Raw genomic sequence first — 15350 nt, forward strand, 5'->3', positions numbered from 1 at the left:
GCGGGCTGCTGTCCGAGCGGCAGCAGCCCGCGCTCGGTGAAGACCTTCTTCGCGACGAAGGTCGCGTTCAGCGCCTTCGGCATGCCGCAGTACACCGCCGAGTGGGTCAGGGCCTCGACGATCTGCTCGGGGGTGAGGCCCACGTTCAGTGCCGCGTTGACATGCACGTCGAGCTGGGCCTCGCAGCCGCCGAGCGCGGTGAGCATGCCCAGTGTGACCAACTGCCGGTCGCGCGGGGCGAGTCCGGGGCGGTCGTAGATCTCACCGAAGGCCCAGGCGACGACCTGGTGGCCGAGTTCGGGGTTGATGTCGGCGAGGGACTCGACTACGCGCTGGCCGGCTTCGCCGTCGACCCTCTTCAGGACCTCCAGGCCGTGGGTGAAGCGGTCTTCGCGGGTGGTGCTCTCGCTCATGTACGGTCTTCCGTTCCCGGCCGCTCGTGCAACGTGGCGAGCAGCCGTTCGTAGTGGACGATCTTGTCGTCCAGCGCCCGTGCGTTGCGGCGCAACGCTCTGATCCGGTCGGCCAGTTCGGCGCGGTGCTCGCGGAGCATCGCCAGCCGGTCGGCGACCGAGACGTCCCCCTGCGCCCGCAGCTGCGCGTACCGCTGCATCCCGGCGATCGGCATACCGGTCTCGCGCAGCCGCAGCAGGAACTCCAGCCAGGCCAGGTCGGCCGCGTCGTAGCGGCGCTGGTTGCCCGTGGTCCGGCCGACCCGCTCGATGAGGCCCGCCTTCTCGTAGTAGCGCAGGGTGTCGTGCGAAAGGCCCGTGCGCTCGGCGACCTCGGCGATGGTCAGGGTCGGTTCCCGATCCTGCGGGAGGGGGTGTCCGCTGGTCATGAACAAACCGTAGAACCTGGAGCGCGCTCCAGGTCAAGCCCGCTTCTCGGCCAGCCGCCGAAATACTTCTGAGCTGCGCGAACACCCTCGGTCAGGGCGGCGCCTCGGTCTCGGTGTTGTACACGTAGAAGCTCGCCCGGGTCGTGGCCGGGATGCCGTGGCGTCGCACGATCGGGCGGGCGCAGTGGTGGCCCACGCGGACGGCGATGCCGCGCTCGTCCAGGATCTGGCCGACGTGGTGCACGATAAGTGCGGGAACCGGGTGCGGGCCGCTCGGGCCTATGCGGCGCGCAAGGCCCGCTGAATTTCACCATCAAATAACTCGCCGGGAGAGTTCTGTTTCCCGGTCGTTCACCATTTCATAAGCACCCGCTCGTATTCGGAATTGACTTCACCTCTTTTCCTGGACGGCACAACCAAACGGAAACGGAGTCCGTCTAAGCCGTCGAATCAATAACCCGCGGGGAGTGCCAAGGAATGGATCGCTCGACACTGTCCACAGCCGTTTCGAGCGGTCATCTCTCGCCGAAGAAGGCCGCGGCCCTGCTCGCGGCCGTCATCTCCGCCGCCGTGTTCTGCACCGCCGACGCCATCGCCCGCAGCTACCCCTTCGGCCCCCGCACCCGCAGTGTCAACGACCTCGGCAACCAGTACGTGCCCTTCCACGCGCACCTGTGGGACCTGCTGCACGGCCGGGCCGACGGCGGCCTCTTCGTCAACTGGCAGTCCGGCTTCGGCTCAAGCTTCCTGCCCGACCTGGGCACCTACCTCAGCAGCCCGTTCGCCCTGCTCGTCGGCCTGTTCCCACGGGACGAGATCGACCTCGCGGTCTATGTGATCACCGTGCTGAAGATCGCCTCCGCCGGCGCGGCCATGGCCTGGCTGCTGCTGAGTCTGCGCCCCGGCCGCTGGTGGGGCGCCGGGCTGCTGGGCGCCTCGTACGCCCTGTGCGGCTGGACGGTGGCGCTCGGCGACTACAACCCGATGTGGCTCGACGGCCTCGTCGCCCTGCCGCTGCTGTGCCTGGTCGGCGAGTGGACCCTCCAGCGCCGGCGCCCGCTGCTCGGCGTGCTGATCGTGGCCCTCGCCTGGATCGCCAACTTCTACACCGCGTACATGGCCACCCTCTGCGCCGGCCTGGTGCTGCTGCTCCGGTTGTGGCTCTGCGACCTCTCCCGAAGGCAGCGACTCGGGGCGGCGGGTCGCGCCGTCGGTACCGTCGTCCTCGGCATGGGCCTGGCCGCACCGCTGGTGACCGTCGTGTACTTCGGCACCAGGCACGCCTACCCGGGGCGGGTCGTGCAGTTCGCACCCGTGGACACCCAGGACCTGCTGGCCCGTCTGCTGCCCACGACGTACAGCTTCGGCAGTCCGGCCCTCTACGTGGGCATGACGGCGCTGCTCCTCGCCCTCGCGCTGCCCTTCCACCGGGCGGTCCCGGGGCGGGTGCGCACCGGATGGGCGCTGCTCGTCGCCGCGGTCGCGCTGTCGCTGCAGTGGGGGCCGACCCATCTGGTCTGGCACGCCTTCGCCACCCCCCAGGGCAGCCCCTACCGGCAGGCCTTCGTCCTGTGCGCGCTGCTGGTGATGGCCGCCTGGCAGGCCCTGTCGTACGGCCTTCCCGACCGGCGCGTGCTGGGGGCCGCGGGAGCGCTGCTCGCCCTGATCACCGCGGTGGCGAGCCGGAGCCCCCAGGTCAAGCCCGTGGCCTGGCCGATCCTGGTGCTCGCCGTCATCGGTGCGGCGGGCGGGCTGCTGCTGTTGCGCCGCGCCGACGGCCGCGGCCGTACCGCCATGGCCGGGCTCGCCCTGGTGCTGCTGTTCGGCGGGCAGTTCGGAGAGGCAGCGGCCACCTCCGCCGTCGCCACCCGGGTCCGCCTCGGCCACATGGACGACTACGCGCCCTGGGGAGTCCGGCAGGAGACCCAGGCGGAGGCGATCGCACGGGCCGACGGCTGGCCGCGCTACCGCACCGACCCGGGCCGGGAACAGACCGTCGCCAACGACCCTGTGCTGGTCGGCGGCCAGGGCGCCCAGTACTACAGCAGCCTCACCGCCGACGTCCTCACCCGCACCCTCACCGCCCTCGGCGACGGCTGGACCTCGCGCGGCCGCAACCTGCAGAGCCTCGACAACCCCGTCACCGACGCGGTCCTCTCCGTGGGAGCGCGGGTGCACTCGCCGATCGACCCGTACCAGGCCCACCTGCCGCAGTTCGGCGGCCCGTTGCGGGTCTCCCGGCAGGACGTGCCGCCTCTGGTGACCGTACGCAGCGCACCCGACCGGGCGGCCTTCGGGCCGTCGCCGTACCGCAACCAGGAACTCCTGCTCGGCGCCCGCGTCTACACGGTGCCCCGGACCGCCGTCCGTGACGACAACGGAAAGCCGCTACGGGAGCAGGACGGGGTCGGTTTCGGGACCGCCCTCACCCATCCGACGATCACGACCGACTGCCCGGCCGGCAGCCAGGTCTACCTCTGGGCCCCGTACTACTCCGGCACCGCACGCCTCGCAGGTCACACTGCGCTCTTCCGCGCCCATTACCCGCGCAACCGCGCCGCCATGGCACCGCTCGGTACGGCCCCCGCCGCCGGCCGCCTGCGCATCGAACTGACCCCCGACCGCCCCGGGCGCATCCCGCGCGGCGCCGTCGGCTGCCTGGACACCACCCGGCTGCACAAGGCCGTCGAACACCTCAAGGCCACCGGAGCCACGCACGTCTCCGTCTCCGACGCCACCGTCCGGGCCGAACTCCCCGCGGGCAGCAGGGGACTCGCGGTCGTTGCGGCTCCCCGCATCGCGGGCTGGCGCTGCGCCGCGGGCGACGGCGACGCCGTACCGGCCGAGCAGTTCCACGGCCTGATCGCCGTCCCCCTCGACGGCTCCTCGACCAGCCTCACCTGCCAGTTCCACCCGCCCGGCCTGCGGCTCGGCACGGCCGTCGGGGCCGCCTCGCTGCTGACCCTGATCCTGCTCGGCGCCGTCACCGCCGTACGCCGACGACGTTCCACGACGCCCGCCCCACCCACCATCCGCACCCGCCCGCGCGAGCCCATGACCGGCGTTCTCTGACGCGTCCCCAGAGGAAGAACCATGCTCATATCGATCGTTGCACCCTGCTACAACGAAGAAGACGTCATCGAGCGCTTCCACGACCAGGTCCAGAAGGTCGCGGAGGAGCTACTTCCGCTCGGTCACGACATGGAGTTCGTGTACGTCGACGACGGCAGCCGCGACCGCACGCTCGCCGCGCTGGAGCGGCTGGCGGACCGGGACGCGCGCGTGCGTTACCTCTCCTTCAGCCGCAACTTCGGCAAGGAGGCGGCACTGCTGGCCGGCCTGCGCCACTCCACGGGAGACTCCGTGATCGTCATGGACGCGGACCTCCAGCATCCGCCGGAGCTGATCAAGCGCATGGTGGACCTGCGCAAGGAGGGCTACGACCAGGTCATCGCCAAGCGCACCAGGACCGGCGACCGGATGACCCGCACCGTCACCGCCCGCCTCTACTACCGGCTCATCAACCGCCTCGTCGACGTGGAACTCGTCGACGGCGTCGGCGACTTCCGGCTGATGTCCCGCCGCGTGGTGGACGCGGTCCTGGAGCTCACCGAGTACAACCGCTTCTCCAAGGGCCTGTTCGCCTGGGTGGGCTTCCCCAGCACCACCTTCGAGTACGAGAACGCCGTACGCGAGGCCGGCCGCAGCTCCTGGAGCCTGCGCAGCCTGCTCAACTACGGCATCGACGGGCTGCTCTCCTTCAACAACAGGCCCCTGCGCCTGGCCCTCTACCTGGGCATGGGGCTGCTGCTGTGCGCCGTCATGTACACCGCGTGGATCGTGGGCGCCGCGCTCGTCAACGGCGTGCAGACCCCCGGCTATGTCACGATCATCACCGCCGTCACCGGCGTCGCCGGAGTGCAGATGATCATGCTCGGGGTCATCGGGGAGTACACCGGCCGCATCTACTACGAGGTCAAGCGGCGCCCGCACTTCCTGGTGAAGGCGAGCAATGTCGACCGGGCGAAGGACCTCATTCCCTGATGCGCAGTGCACTTGTTTCCAGGCAGATGATCACCTTTGCCGTGATCGGTGTCGTCAACACAGGCACGTATTACGGTGCCTATCTGGTCCTCCTCACCCGTTTGCCGTACCTCCTCGCCCATGTCCTCGCGACCGTGCTCAGCCTGACGGGTTCATTTTTCCTCAATGCGCGATTCACCTATCGGACACGCCCGACGCTGCGGAAATTCATGCTGTTCCCTCTGACGAATGCCGCGAATTTCGTCATCACGACTGCCGGCGTCTACGTCCTCGTCGACCTGCTGCACTTCAGCAGCCGCTTCGCCCCGCTGCTCGCATCCCTGGCGGCCGTCCCGGTGACCTTCCTCGTCTCCCGCAGGATCATGCTCCCGAAGGCCGACCCGGCCCCGATTGCATAAACGTGCAACGATACGTATAGTCATGCCATCCAGGAGGAGGATGACATGGCGGTACGTGCGGCAGTGGCCGGAGCGAGCGGATACGCGGGCGGAGAGCTCCTGCGTCTGCTCCTGGCGCACCCCGAGATCGAGATCGGGGCCCTGACCGGCAACTCCAACGCGGGCCAGCGGCTCGGCGCACTGCAGCCGCACCTGCTGCCGCTGGCCGACCGGATACTCCAGGAGACCACCCCCGAGGTCCTCGCCGGGCACGACGTGGTGTTCCTCGCCCTGCCCCACGGCCAGTCCGCCGCCGTCGCCGAGCAGCTCGGCCCGGACGTGCTCGTCGTCGACATGGGCGCCGACTTCCGGCTCAAGGACGCCGCCGACTGGGAGAGGTTCTACGGCTCCGCGCACGCCGGGACCTGGCCGTACGGCCTCCCCGAACTGCCGGGTGGCCGCGCCGCGCTGGAGGGGTCCAAGCGCATCGCGGTACCCGGCTGCTACCCGACGGCCGCCACCCTGGCCCTCTTCCCGGCCTACGCCGCAGGGCTCGCCGAGAACGAGGCCGTGATCGTCGCCGCCTCCGGCACCTCCGGCGCGGGCAAGGCGCCCAAGCCGCATCTGCTGGGCAGCGAGGTCATGGGCTCGATGTCGCCGTACGGCGTCGGCGGCGGCCACCGGCACACCCCCGAGATGATCCAGAACTTCAGCGCGGCGGCCGGGGAGCGGGTCTCTGTCTCCTTCACGCCGACCCTCGCACCGATGCCCCGCGGCATCCTCGCCACCTGCAGCGCGAAGGCCAGGCCGGGTGTCACCGCCGAGACCGTGCGCGCCGCCTACGAGAAGGCCTACGCCGACGAACCCTTCGTCCACCTGCTGCCCGAGGGCCAGTGGCCCGCGACGGCGTCCGTCTACGGTTCCAACGCCGTTCAGGTGCAGGTCGCACATGACGAGGCGGCGGGCCGCATCATCGCGATCAGCGCCATCGACAACCTGACCAAGGGCACCGCGGGCGGTGCCGTCCAGAGCATGAACCTCGCCCTCGGACTCGACGAGTCCACGGGGCTTTCCACGATCGGAGTCGCACCGTGAGCGTCACGGCAGCCAAGGGATTCACGGCGGCCGGCATCGCCGCCGGAATCAAGGAGAACGGCAACCCGGACCTGGCCCTCGTGGTCAACAACGGGCCGCGCCGCGCCGCCGCCGGTGTCTTCACCTCCAACCGCGTGAAGGCCGCGCCGGTGCTGTGGTCCGAGCAGGTCCTCAAGGGCGGCCAGGTCTCCGCCGTGGTCCTCAACTCCGGCGGTGCCAATGCCTGTACGGGCCCCAGGGGCTTCCAGGACACGCACGCCACCGCCGAGAAGGCCGCCGAGGTCCTCGGCCGGGGTGCCATCGAGGTCGCGGTCTGCTCCACGGGTCTGATCGGCGTGCTGCTGCCCATGGACAAGCTGCTCCCGGGCGTCGAGACGGCCGCCGCACAGCTCTCCGAGCACGGTGGTGAGAAGGCCGCCATCGCCATCAAGACCACCGACACCGTCCACAAGACGTCCGTGGTCACCAAGGGCGGCTGGACCGTGGGCGGCATGGCCAAGGGCGCGGGCATGCTCGCACCCGGCCTCGCCACCATGCTGGTCGTCCTCACCACCGACGCCGCCCTCGATGGCGACGTACTGGACAGGGCGCTGCGGGCGGCGACGCGCACGACCTTCGACCGGGTCGACTCCGACGGCTGCATGTCGACCAACGACACGGTGCTGCTGCTCGCCTCGGGTTCCTCCGAAGTCACCCCGGAGTACGAGGAGTTCGCGGAGGCCGTACGGCAGGTCTGCGACGACCTCGGCCAGCAGTTGATCCGCGACGCCGAGGGCGCCAGCAAGGACATCAAGGTCGAGGTGATCAACGCGGCGAGCGAGGACGACGCCGTCGAGGTGGGCCGCTCCATCGCCCGCAACAACCTCCTCAAGTGCGCCATCCACGGCGAGGACCCCAACTGGGGCCGCGTGCTCTCCGCGATCGGCACCACCAAGGCCGCCTTCGAGCCGGACCGGCTCAACGTCGCCATCAACGGCGTCTGGGTCTGCAAGAACGGCGGCGTCGGCGAGGACCGCGAGAAGGTCGACATGCGCTACCGCGAGGTGCACATCGTCGCCGACCTCGCCGCCGGGCCCGAGACCGCCACCATCTGGACCAACGACCTCACCGCCGACTACGTCCACGAGAACAGCGCCTATTCGTCATGAGCACCACTCGTAAGCACACCGCGCTCCCCAAGGCCCAGATCCTCATCGAGGCGCTGCCCTGGCTGGTCAAGCACAACGGCAGGACGGTCGTCATCAAGTTCGGCGGCAACGCCATGATCGACGAGGACCTGAAGGCCGCCTTCGCGCAGGACGTCGTGTTCCTGCACCACGCCGGCCTCAAGCCGGTCGTCGTGCACGGCGGCGGCCCGCAGATCAGCGCCGCCCTCGACCAGCACGGCATCGTCAGCGAGTTCAAGGCCGGCCTGCGCGTCACCACCGAGGACGCCATGGACGTCGTACGCATGGTGCTCGCCGGACAGGTCCAGCGCGAGCTGGTCGGCCTGCTCAACCAGCACGGCCCGCTGGCCATAGGCCTCACCGGCGAGGACGCGCACACCATCACCGCCACCAAGCACCGGCCCGAGATCGACGGCGAACTGGTCGACCTCGGGCGGGTGGGCGAGATCACCGAGATCGACACGGGCGCGATCGAGGCACTGCTCGCCGACGGCCGCATCCCGGTCGTCTCGTCGATCGCCCGCAGCCAGGACGACGGACATGTCTACAACGTCAATGCTGATACGGCGGCTGCGGCACTCGCTGCTGCGCTGGGCGCCGAGACCCTCATGGTCCTCACGGACGTCGAGGGCCTCTACGAGGACTGGCCCAACAGCGACGAGGTGATCAGCCGCCTCACCGCCTCCCAACTGGAGAAGCTGCTGCCGGAGTTGAGCTCCGGCATGGTGCCGAAGATGGAGGGCTGTCTGCACGCCGTCCGCAACGGCGTCACCACCGCCCGCGTCATCGACGGCCGGGTCCAGCACTCGATCCTGCTGGAGATCTTCACCGACGAGGGCATCGGCACGATGGTCGTGCCCGACGAGAATCCGCACGTACAGGGGGAGTCGTGAGCAACCAGGAACTGACCGCGCGGTGGCAGGGCGCGCTCATGAACAACTACGGCACCCCGCTGCTGCCCCTGGTGCGCGGCGAGGGCGCCAAGCTGTGGGACGCCGACGGCAAGCAGTACGTCGACTTCGTCGGCGGCATCGCGGTCAACGCGCTCGGCCACGCCCACCCGGCGATCGTCGAGGCGGTGAGCCGGCAGATCGGCTCGCTCGGCCACGTCTCCAACTTCTTCATCTCCGAGCCCGCCGTGACCCTTGCGGAGCGGTTGCTGCAGCTCTTCGGGCGGGACGGCAGGGTCTTCTTCTGCAACTCGGGCGCCGAGGCCAACGAGGCCGCCTTCAAGATCGGCCGGCTGACCGGGCGGACCCACGTCGTCGCCACCGAGGGCGGCTTCCACGGCCGCACCATGGGCGCCCTCGCGATGACCGGCCAGCAGGGCAAGCGGGAGCCGTTCCTGCCGCTGCCGGGTGACGTCACGCATGTGCCGTACGGCGACGCGCAGGCGCTTGCGGCCGCGGTCACCGAGGAGACCGCGCTGGTCGTCCTGGAGCCGATCCAGGGCGAGATCGGCGTGGTCACCCCGCCGCCCGGCTATCTCAAGGCCGCCCGTGCGATCACCGCCGCGACCGGTGCGCTGCTGGTCCTGGACGAGGTGCAGACCGGAGTCGGCCGGACCGGCCACTGGTTCGAGTACCAGGCCCACGAGGGCGTCCTGCCGGACGTCGTCACTCTCGCCAAGGGCCTCGGCGGCGGACTGCCGCTCGGCGCGACCGTCGCCTTCGGGCGGGCCGCGGAGCTGCTGCAGCCCGGCCACCACGGCACGACCTTCGGCGGCAACCCGGTCGCCTGCGCCGCCGGACTCGCCGTCCTGGACACGATCGCGAACGAGGGGTTGCTGGAGAACGTCAAGCAGCAGAGCGAGAAGCTGCGGGACGGAATCGAGTCACTGGGCCACCCGTTGATCGCCCATGTCCGGGGAGCGGGCCTCCTCCTGGGTATCGTGCTCACCGAGCCGCTCGCGCCCCAGGCGCGCCAGGCGGCTCAGGAGGCCGGATTCCTGGTGAACGCACCCGCCCCCGACGTCGTACGGCTGATGCCGCCGCTGACTCTCGGCGACGACGAGGTGGACGCGTTCCTCCAGGCGCTCCCCGGCATCCTGGACCAGGCCAACGGGGACGGATCCGGAGAATGAGACGACGATGAGTCACGCGCAGGACGACGCACAGCACGCCGGGCCTGCCGTGCCGCAGACCCGCACCGCACGCCACCGCCGGATCGTGGACATCCTCAACCGGCAACCGGTGCGGTCCCAGAGCCAGTTGGCGAAGTTGTTGGCCGACGACGGCTTGAACGTCACGCAGGCGACGTTGAGCCGGGACCTGGACGAGCTCAACGCGGTGAAGATCCGCAACAACGACGGCGACCTGATCTATGCGGTGCCGAGCGAGGGGGGTTTCCGGACCCCCCGGGCGCCGCTGGGGGAGTCGGCGAAGGAAGAGCGGATGCGGCGGTTGTCGCAGGAGCTGCTGATCTCTGCGGAGGCGTCCGCGAATCTTGTGGTGCTGCGGACGCCTCCGGGGGCTGCGCAGTTCTTGGCCTCGGCCATCGACCAGGCGGAACTGCACGACATCCTTGGCACGATTGCCGGTGACGACACGTTGTTGCTGATCAGCCGGGATCCGAGTGGGGGTAATGCGCTGGCCGAGCATTTGCTGAGGCTGGCTCAGAACGGCCACTGAAAAGGGACTTCTGGTCGTTCGCCGACTGCGGGCTTGTGGGGGTTGCTCGCGCCCACGCGGCGGAGCCGCAAATTGATACAGCCCCGCGCCCCTGACGGGGCCCCGGCCTACCCGAGCCTGGATGCGAGGCCTCCTGTGCATCTCACCTCGTCGCCTGCCGTGATCAGTAGGGCCTCCACGTCCGGGAGGGACTCCAGCCAGCGCAGGCCCTGGTTGGAGCCCATGGCGAAGGCTGCCGTGGCCCAGCAGTCCGCCCAGGTCAGCTTGGGGGCCACCACCGTCACCGCCACCAGGTCGCTCACCGCGGAGCGGCCAGTGCGGGGGTCGACGATGTGGGCGCCGCGCTCGGCGGTGCCGGAGGTGGCCACCGCCAACTCGTCGGCGCCGGCCGCGGAGACCACCGCCGCGAGTCCGCCCGGACGCAGCGGGTCCGCCACCCCGACCCGCCAGGGCCGGTGCGGTTCGGGCGTGCCGAGCAGCTGGACGTCTCCGCCGCCGTTCATGCTCACGCCGCTCACCCCGGGGGCGGCGGCCAGCAGCCGGGCCGCGCGCTCGGCGGCCCAGCCCTTGACGATGCCGGTGGGATCCAGCCGCCCTTCGTAGCGCATGCTGAACCAGCCGTCGCTCACCCGCTCCGCCTCGGCGCCCAGCGCGAGCACCTCCGCGACCTCGGGGGCGCACTGCTCCACGGTCAGCTCGCCCCGCGCGAGCCGGGAGACCTGGCTGTCCTCGCGGTAGGTGCTGAACACCTCGTTCACCCGGTGCAGTCCGGCGATCGCCTCCGCCAGCGCCGCCTGCACCGCACCGGGCTCCCCGCCGCGGACGTCGAAGGAGAAGACGGTCCCCATGACCTCCTCCGCATGACGCACCGCGGCGGGAGCTTCTGCCGACTCGGCCACCGACTCAGCCACCGGCCTGGTCCAGTGCCGACTGCAGCGACTGCATATAGCCGCTGCTCGTGTACGTGGCACCCGACACCGCGTCGATCTTCGCGCTGCCGGCCGCCACCGCCTCCTGGTTGAGCTTGGGGACGGCCATCGCGGTCTTCTGGTCGCTGAGCCCGCCCTTGGGCGCCTGCACCGCGTCGGCCTTGGTGATCCTGCCGTTCGCCACCGTGATCCGGACCTGGACCGGCCCGTACTGGGTCTGCGCGACACTGCCGGTGACGGTCTTGGCCTGCGTGCTCGCGGAGCCCGAGCCCTGGGACTTGCCGGAGGACGAGCCCCCGCCGCCGCCCTGGGAGGTGCCGGCGCTGCCCTTCGAGGAACCGGCGCTCGCCTTGATCTTGTCGATCGCCGACTGCAGCGACTGCTTGTAGCCGTTGCTCGTGTACGTCGCCCCGGAGACCGAGTCGATCTGCGCGCTCTGCGCGGCGACCGTCTCCTTGGTCAGCTTCGGTATGGAGAGGGCGGTCTTCTGGTCGCTGGTGCCGCCCTTGGGCGCCTGGATCGCCTCAGCCTTGGTGATCTTGCCATTGCTGACGGTCAGCCGGACCTGGACGTTGCCGTACTGGGTCTGGGCCACGCTGCCGTCGACCGTGCCGCTCCCGGCGCCCGCGGTGCCGCCCTGGGGCGACTCCTGCGCGGCCGCGGTCTGCTGCGGGGCCGCACCGGCCGCCTGGGCGTTCGGGGCGGACGCCGGTTTCAGCGACAGCAGCAGTACGACGCCCGACACGGTGGCGGCGGTGGCCAGCACGACACGCCGGATGGGGTGACTCTTCTTCATCGCTTTCCCAGACTCCTGAAGTCCCGTCGCTCACATCTCGAACGACTCGTGATGGATGCGGCGGGCGGGCACTCCCGCCCCGCGCAGTGCTTCGTACACGCCCTGCGCGAACCCGGCCGGCCCGCACATGAAGACGTCGTGCTGTTCGATGTCCGGCAGCTTCTGCCGCAGCCGCTCCGCCGAGATGTCCGGGCGCTCCCCGTCCGGGCTGTTGACCGCGTACATCAACCTGGCGCCGCGGTCGTCGGCGATGGCGGCGAGCTCGTCCCACAGGGCCAAGTCCTGCGTGGTGTTGGCCCGGTACAGGAGCGTGATGTCACCGGAGGCGCCGGGCAGCGTCTCGAACAGTGCCCGCATCGGCGTGATGCCGACTCCGCCCGCCACCAGCAGCACCTTGCCGCGGCTGCGCCGCTGCGCGGTCATCGCACCGTAGGGGCCCTCGGCCCACACCCGGGTGCCGGGCGTCAGCTCGCGCAGCCGGGCGCTGTGGTCGCCGATCGCCTTGACGGTGATCCGCAGCATGTCGGGGCGCGGCGCCGCCGACAGCGAGTACGGGTGGGAGGAGAACCGCATGCCCGGTGCGAGGAACCGCCACCGGAAGAACTGCCCGGCCTCCGCACCCATCCGGTGCAGCTTCCGCCCGCCGATCAGCACCGAGACGATGCCCGGCGTCTCCTCGATCACGGCCTCGACGCGCATGCGGTGCCGCATGTTCAGCCGGATCGGGGTGAGGATCCGGTACCAGACGACCAGCGCGGTCACCGACCCGTACAGCACGTACCAGAAGGTCTTCGCGGTCGGCTCGACGGCGAAGTCGTTGCCGGTGGTGATCTGGTGCCAGAACGTCAGGAACACGGCCCCGTACGTCAGCAGGTGGACGTGGTACCAGGTGTCGTACGGGATCCTGCGCCGCACCGGGCCGATCGACGTCAGCCCGATGAGGACGAACAGGCCGGTGCCGATGGCCGCCTTGCCCATGTCCGGCAGCTGGTTGACGGAGTCGATCGTCTGCTGGACGATGTCGCCGAGCGATTTGCCCGCCTGCAGCGCATAGCCCCACATGATGAGGAAGACGTGCGCGAAGACCAGGCAGAGCGTGTAGCGGCCGCTCATTGCGTGCCAGCGCGCCACCCGGTCGGAGCCGACGCGCCGTTCGAGAGCGGGCACCCGGGCCATCTGCAGCACGACCAGTGCCATCAGATAGCCCGCCAGCAGGCCGGTGATCCGGCCCGCGTTGAGGATCTTGCCGTTCTGGTCGGCGATGGACGGTGTGTTGTGCCACCACAGCCACAGCACACCGACCGCGCCCGCCCATACGGCGAGCAGCAGGACGGTCGCCGGGGAGCGGCGCGGACGGATGCGGCGCATCGTCTGGCGGCGGGCGGCGCGGCCGCCTGCGAGCGTGGTGGTCACTGTTCCTCCGGGGCGGGGCAAGGGGGCTGTCGTGGTCCCTTGGCCCTGAGATACGTGCCGCGGCGCCGGTGTGTTCAGCCGCGTGCCGAGTCCAGTGCGGACTGGAGTGACTGGCGGTAACCGCCACTTGTGTACGTGGCTCCCGAGACGGTGTCGATGTTCGCGCTCTGGGCCTGGAGCGCCTCGCTGCGCAACCGGGGCAGCGCGTAGCCGTTGATCTGCTGGTCCCGCGGGTTGTCCGTCGGGTATTGCACGGCCGTCACGTCGGTGAGCTTTCCGCCCTCGAGGGTGACGCGGACCTGGACGGGCCCCCACTGGGTCTGGACCGTGTCGCCCGTGACGGTCTTCGTGGCGGTGCTGGTCGATCCTCCGGAGCCACCGGACCCGGTGGAGCCGCTCGACGCACTCGAACTGCTGCTGGGCACGGGCACCGCCAGGGCGGCCTCCGGCGAGGCGTGCGGCTTCAGCGACAGCAGCAGCACCATGCCGGAGACGGTGGCGGCGCTCGCCAGCACGATGCGACGCAGCGGACGGTTCTTCTTCAGCGCGTGCACTTGACGGCCTCTGCTCTCAGAATTCGAACGACTCGTGGTGGATACGGCGGTCCGGCACACCGGCGTCGCGCAGCTCCTCGTACAGGTCCTGGGCGAAGCCGTGCGGACCGCAGATGTAGACGTCGTGGACGGCCAGGTCGGGGAAGGTGGCCCGCAGGTTCTGCGCGGTCAGGCTGGGGCGCCGGCCGTCCTGCCCGTTGAGCGCGTACAGCACCTTCGCGCCGCGCCAGCGGGCGATGGCCTCCAGCTCGCCGCCGAGGGCGAGGTCCTCGGCGGTGCGCGCCCGGTACACGAGCGTGACGTCCCCGGGCAGCGTCTCGAACAGTGCTCTTCGGCGTGATGCCCACACCGGCGGCGATCAGCAGGGACTTCGGCGAGGTCTGCCGGTCCTCGGTCAGCGAGCCGTACGGCCCCTCGGCCCACACCCGGGTGCCGGGCCGCAGCAGGGAGACGGCCGCGCTGTGGTCGCCAAGCGCCTTGACGGTGATGCGCAGCAGGTCACGGCGGGGCGGTGCCGACAGCGAGTACGGCGTCGACGTCCAGCCCATGCCCTCGCCGAAGAACCGCCAGCGGAAGAACTGGCCCGCCCGCGCCCCCATCTCGTCCAGCCGGTGCCCCTGGACGACGACCGAGTAGACGCCCGGCGCCTCGCGGTGCACGGACTGGACCCGTAGCCGGTGTCGCAGGTTCAGCCGCACCGGGGCGAGGATCCGGAACCACAGCACCAGGGCGGCGACACCCAGGTACAGCGCGTACCAGGCGGCCGTGGCGAGCGTGTGCCCGTTGAAGTCGTTGCCCAGTGCCAGCTGGTGGCCGAAGGACAGGAACACGGCCGCGTAGGTGAGCAGGTGGACGTAGTACCAGAACTCGTAACTGGTCCTGTGCCGCACGGCACGGGCCGAAGTGATGCCGACCGCGAAGAGGATGACCGTCCCGGCCGTGGCCTTGAGCATCTCCGGGTAGTCCAGGACCACCGTGACCGCCTCGTGCAGGACGGAGGCCCGGTCCTGGGCGGCGTAACCGAGCAGGATCAGCACGACGTGCGCCACCAGCAGGCTGATCGTGTAGCGGCCGGCCATCGCGTGCCAGCGGGCCACCCGGTCGGAGCCGACCCGCTGCTCCAGCATCGGCACCCGTGCCATCAGCCCGACCAGCACCGCGCAGGCGTACCCGCACAGCAGCCCGGCGATCCGCCCGGCCCCCGTCAGCCAGCCGGCGGCGCCGACCACCGACGTGGTGTCCACCCACCACAGGGCGACCACGGCCGCCGCCCCGGCCCACAGCAGCGCGAGCACGGCGCCCGCGGGGGAACGCCGGGCGGGCGGTGCCACGGCCGGTGCCGTCCGCCGGTCGTACGTGGTGGTCATATGTGCGTCCTTTCGCCTCTATCGGACGCAACTGTGCCGGGGTAACTTCTCAGCACGCTCTGAAAGGGCGCCCGCTGAGCCCACTCAGAGGAAACTCAGAGCCACCGGGCGCCGTCCGCGCACGCTTCGAGGGGCGAT

14 protein-coding genes and 2 pseudogenes are annotated in these 15350 nt (G+C 70.5%); 8 read left to right on the forward strand and 8 right to left on the reverse strand.

Annotated elements, in window-relative coordinates; genetic code table 11:
- From AB0N07_RS31105 to AB0N07_RS31115, 3 genes and pseudogenes are all read right to left on the reverse strand, one after another.
- Positions 1-413 (reverse strand): carboxymuconolactone decarboxylase family protein (locus tag AB0N07_RS31105; RefSeq protein ID WP_365840719.1); only part of this gene is annotated, 413 nt, incomplete at its 3' end.
- Positions 410-841: a MerR family transcriptional regulator gene (locus tag AB0N07_RS31110; RefSeq protein ID WP_365840721.1), complete on the reverse strand. Its 432-nt coding sequence runs from the start codon at positions 839-841 to the stop codon at positions 410-412. The genes AB0N07_RS31105 and AB0N07_RS31110, both read right to left, overlap by 4 nt.
- Positions 838-1082, reverse strand: a pseudogene (locus AB0N07_RS31115) (aminotransferase class V-fold PLP-dependent enzyme); the annotation flags it as partial. The gene AB0N07_RS31110 and the pseudogene AB0N07_RS31115, both read right to left, overlap by 4 nt.
- A 236-nt stretch (positions 1083-1318) precedes the next feature.
- Between AB0N07_RS31115 and AB0N07_RS31120 the strand changes: the two are divergent.
- Genes AB0N07_RS31120 through AB0N07_RS31155 form a run of 8 tightly spaced genes read left to right on the forward strand, consistent with a single transcriptional unit; the run spans position 1319 to position 10153 of the window.
- Entirely contained in the window at positions 1319-3913 is a 2595-nt protein-coding gene (locus AB0N07_RS31120) for a YfhO family protein (RefSeq protein WP_365840723.1), read from the forward strand.
- Between the two features lie 21 nt (positions 3914-3934).
- On the forward strand, positions 3935-4885 hold the full coding sequence (locus tag AB0N07_RS31125) for a glycosyltransferase family 2 protein (RefSeq protein WP_365840725.1): 951 nt from the start codon (positions 3935-3937) through the stop codon (positions 4883-4885).
- Complete coding sequence (locus tag AB0N07_RS31130) at positions 4885-5283, forward strand: GtrA family protein (protein ID WP_365840727.1); 399 nt, start codon at positions 4885-4887, stop codon at positions 5281-5283. Before AB0N07_RS31125 ends, AB0N07_RS31130 begins: the two co-directional genes overlap by 1 nt.
- Positions 5284-5328: 45 nt before the next feature.
- On the forward strand, positions 5329-6357 hold the full coding sequence (argC, locus tag AB0N07_RS31135; protein ID WP_365840729.1) for an N-acetyl-gamma-glutamyl-phosphate reductase: 1029 nt from the start codon (positions 5329-5331) through the stop codon (positions 6355-6357).
- Entirely contained in the window at positions 6354-7505 is a 1152-nt protein-coding gene (gene argJ / locus AB0N07_RS31140; protein ID WP_365840731.1) for a bifunctional glutamate N-acetyltransferase/amino-acid acetyltransferase ArgJ, read from the forward strand. Before argC ends, argJ begins: the two co-directional genes overlap by 4 nt.
- Positions 7502-8416 (forward strand): acetylglutamate kinase, encoded by a 915-nt coding sequence (argB, locus tag AB0N07_RS31145; RefSeq protein ID WP_365840733.1) that lies wholly within the window; start codon positions 7502-7504, stop codon positions 8414-8416. The genes argJ and argB overlap by 4 nt, the downstream gene beginning before the upstream one ends.
- A complete protein-coding gene (locus tag AB0N07_RS31150) occupies positions 8413-9606 on the forward strand; it encodes an acetylornithine transaminase (RefSeq protein ID WP_365840735.1) in 1194 nt (397 codons plus the stop codon). Before argB ends, AB0N07_RS31150 begins: the two co-directional genes overlap by 4 nt.
- 7 nt (positions 9607-9613) lie before the next feature.
- Positions 9614-10153 carry an arginine repressor gene (locus tag AB0N07_RS31155; RefSeq protein ID WP_115909266.1) on the forward strand — a complete coding sequence of 180 codons (540 nt, stop codon included), beginning with the start codon at positions 9614-9616 and terminating at the stop codon, positions 10151-10153.
- Positions 10154-10260: 107 nt separating this feature from the next.
- On the opposite strand, the gene AB0N07_RS31160 is transcribed toward AB0N07_RS31155, so the two are convergent.
- The 5 genes and pseudogenes from AB0N07_RS31160 to AB0N07_RS31180 form a co-directional block, all read right to left on the reverse strand.
- On the reverse strand, positions 10261-11064 hold the full coding sequence (locus AB0N07_RS31160; RefSeq protein WP_365840737.1) for an FAD:protein FMN transferase: 804 nt from the start codon (positions 11062-11064) through the stop codon (positions 10261-10263).
- Entirely contained in the window at positions 11057-11878 is an 822-nt protein-coding gene (locus AB0N07_RS31165; protein WP_365840739.1) for an FMN-binding protein, read from the reverse strand. Before AB0N07_RS31165 ends, AB0N07_RS31160 begins: the two co-directional genes overlap by 8 nt.
- A gap of 30 nt (positions 11879-11908) precedes the next feature.
- Positions 11909-13291, reverse strand: a complete 1383-nt coding sequence (locus tag AB0N07_RS31170) for a ferredoxin reductase family protein (protein ID WP_365840741.1) — start codon at positions 13289-13291, stop codon at positions 11909-11911.
- Positions 13292-13365: 74 nt separating this feature from the next.
- A complete protein-coding gene (locus tag AB0N07_RS31175; protein ID WP_365840743.1) occupies positions 13366-13845 on the reverse strand; it encodes an FMN-binding protein in 480 nt (159 codons plus the stop codon).
- Positions 13846-13861: 16 nt separating this feature from the next.
- Positions 13862-15212, reverse strand: a pseudogene (locus AB0N07_RS31180) (ferredoxin reductase family protein).
- Between the last annotated feature and the right edge of the window lie 138 nt (positions 15213-15350).

Origin of the sequence: Streptomyces sp. NPDC051172 (assembly GCF_040682555.1) — a bacterium.
GTDB lineage: Bacteria > Actinomycetota > Actinomycetes > Streptomycetales > Streptomycetaceae > Streptomyces.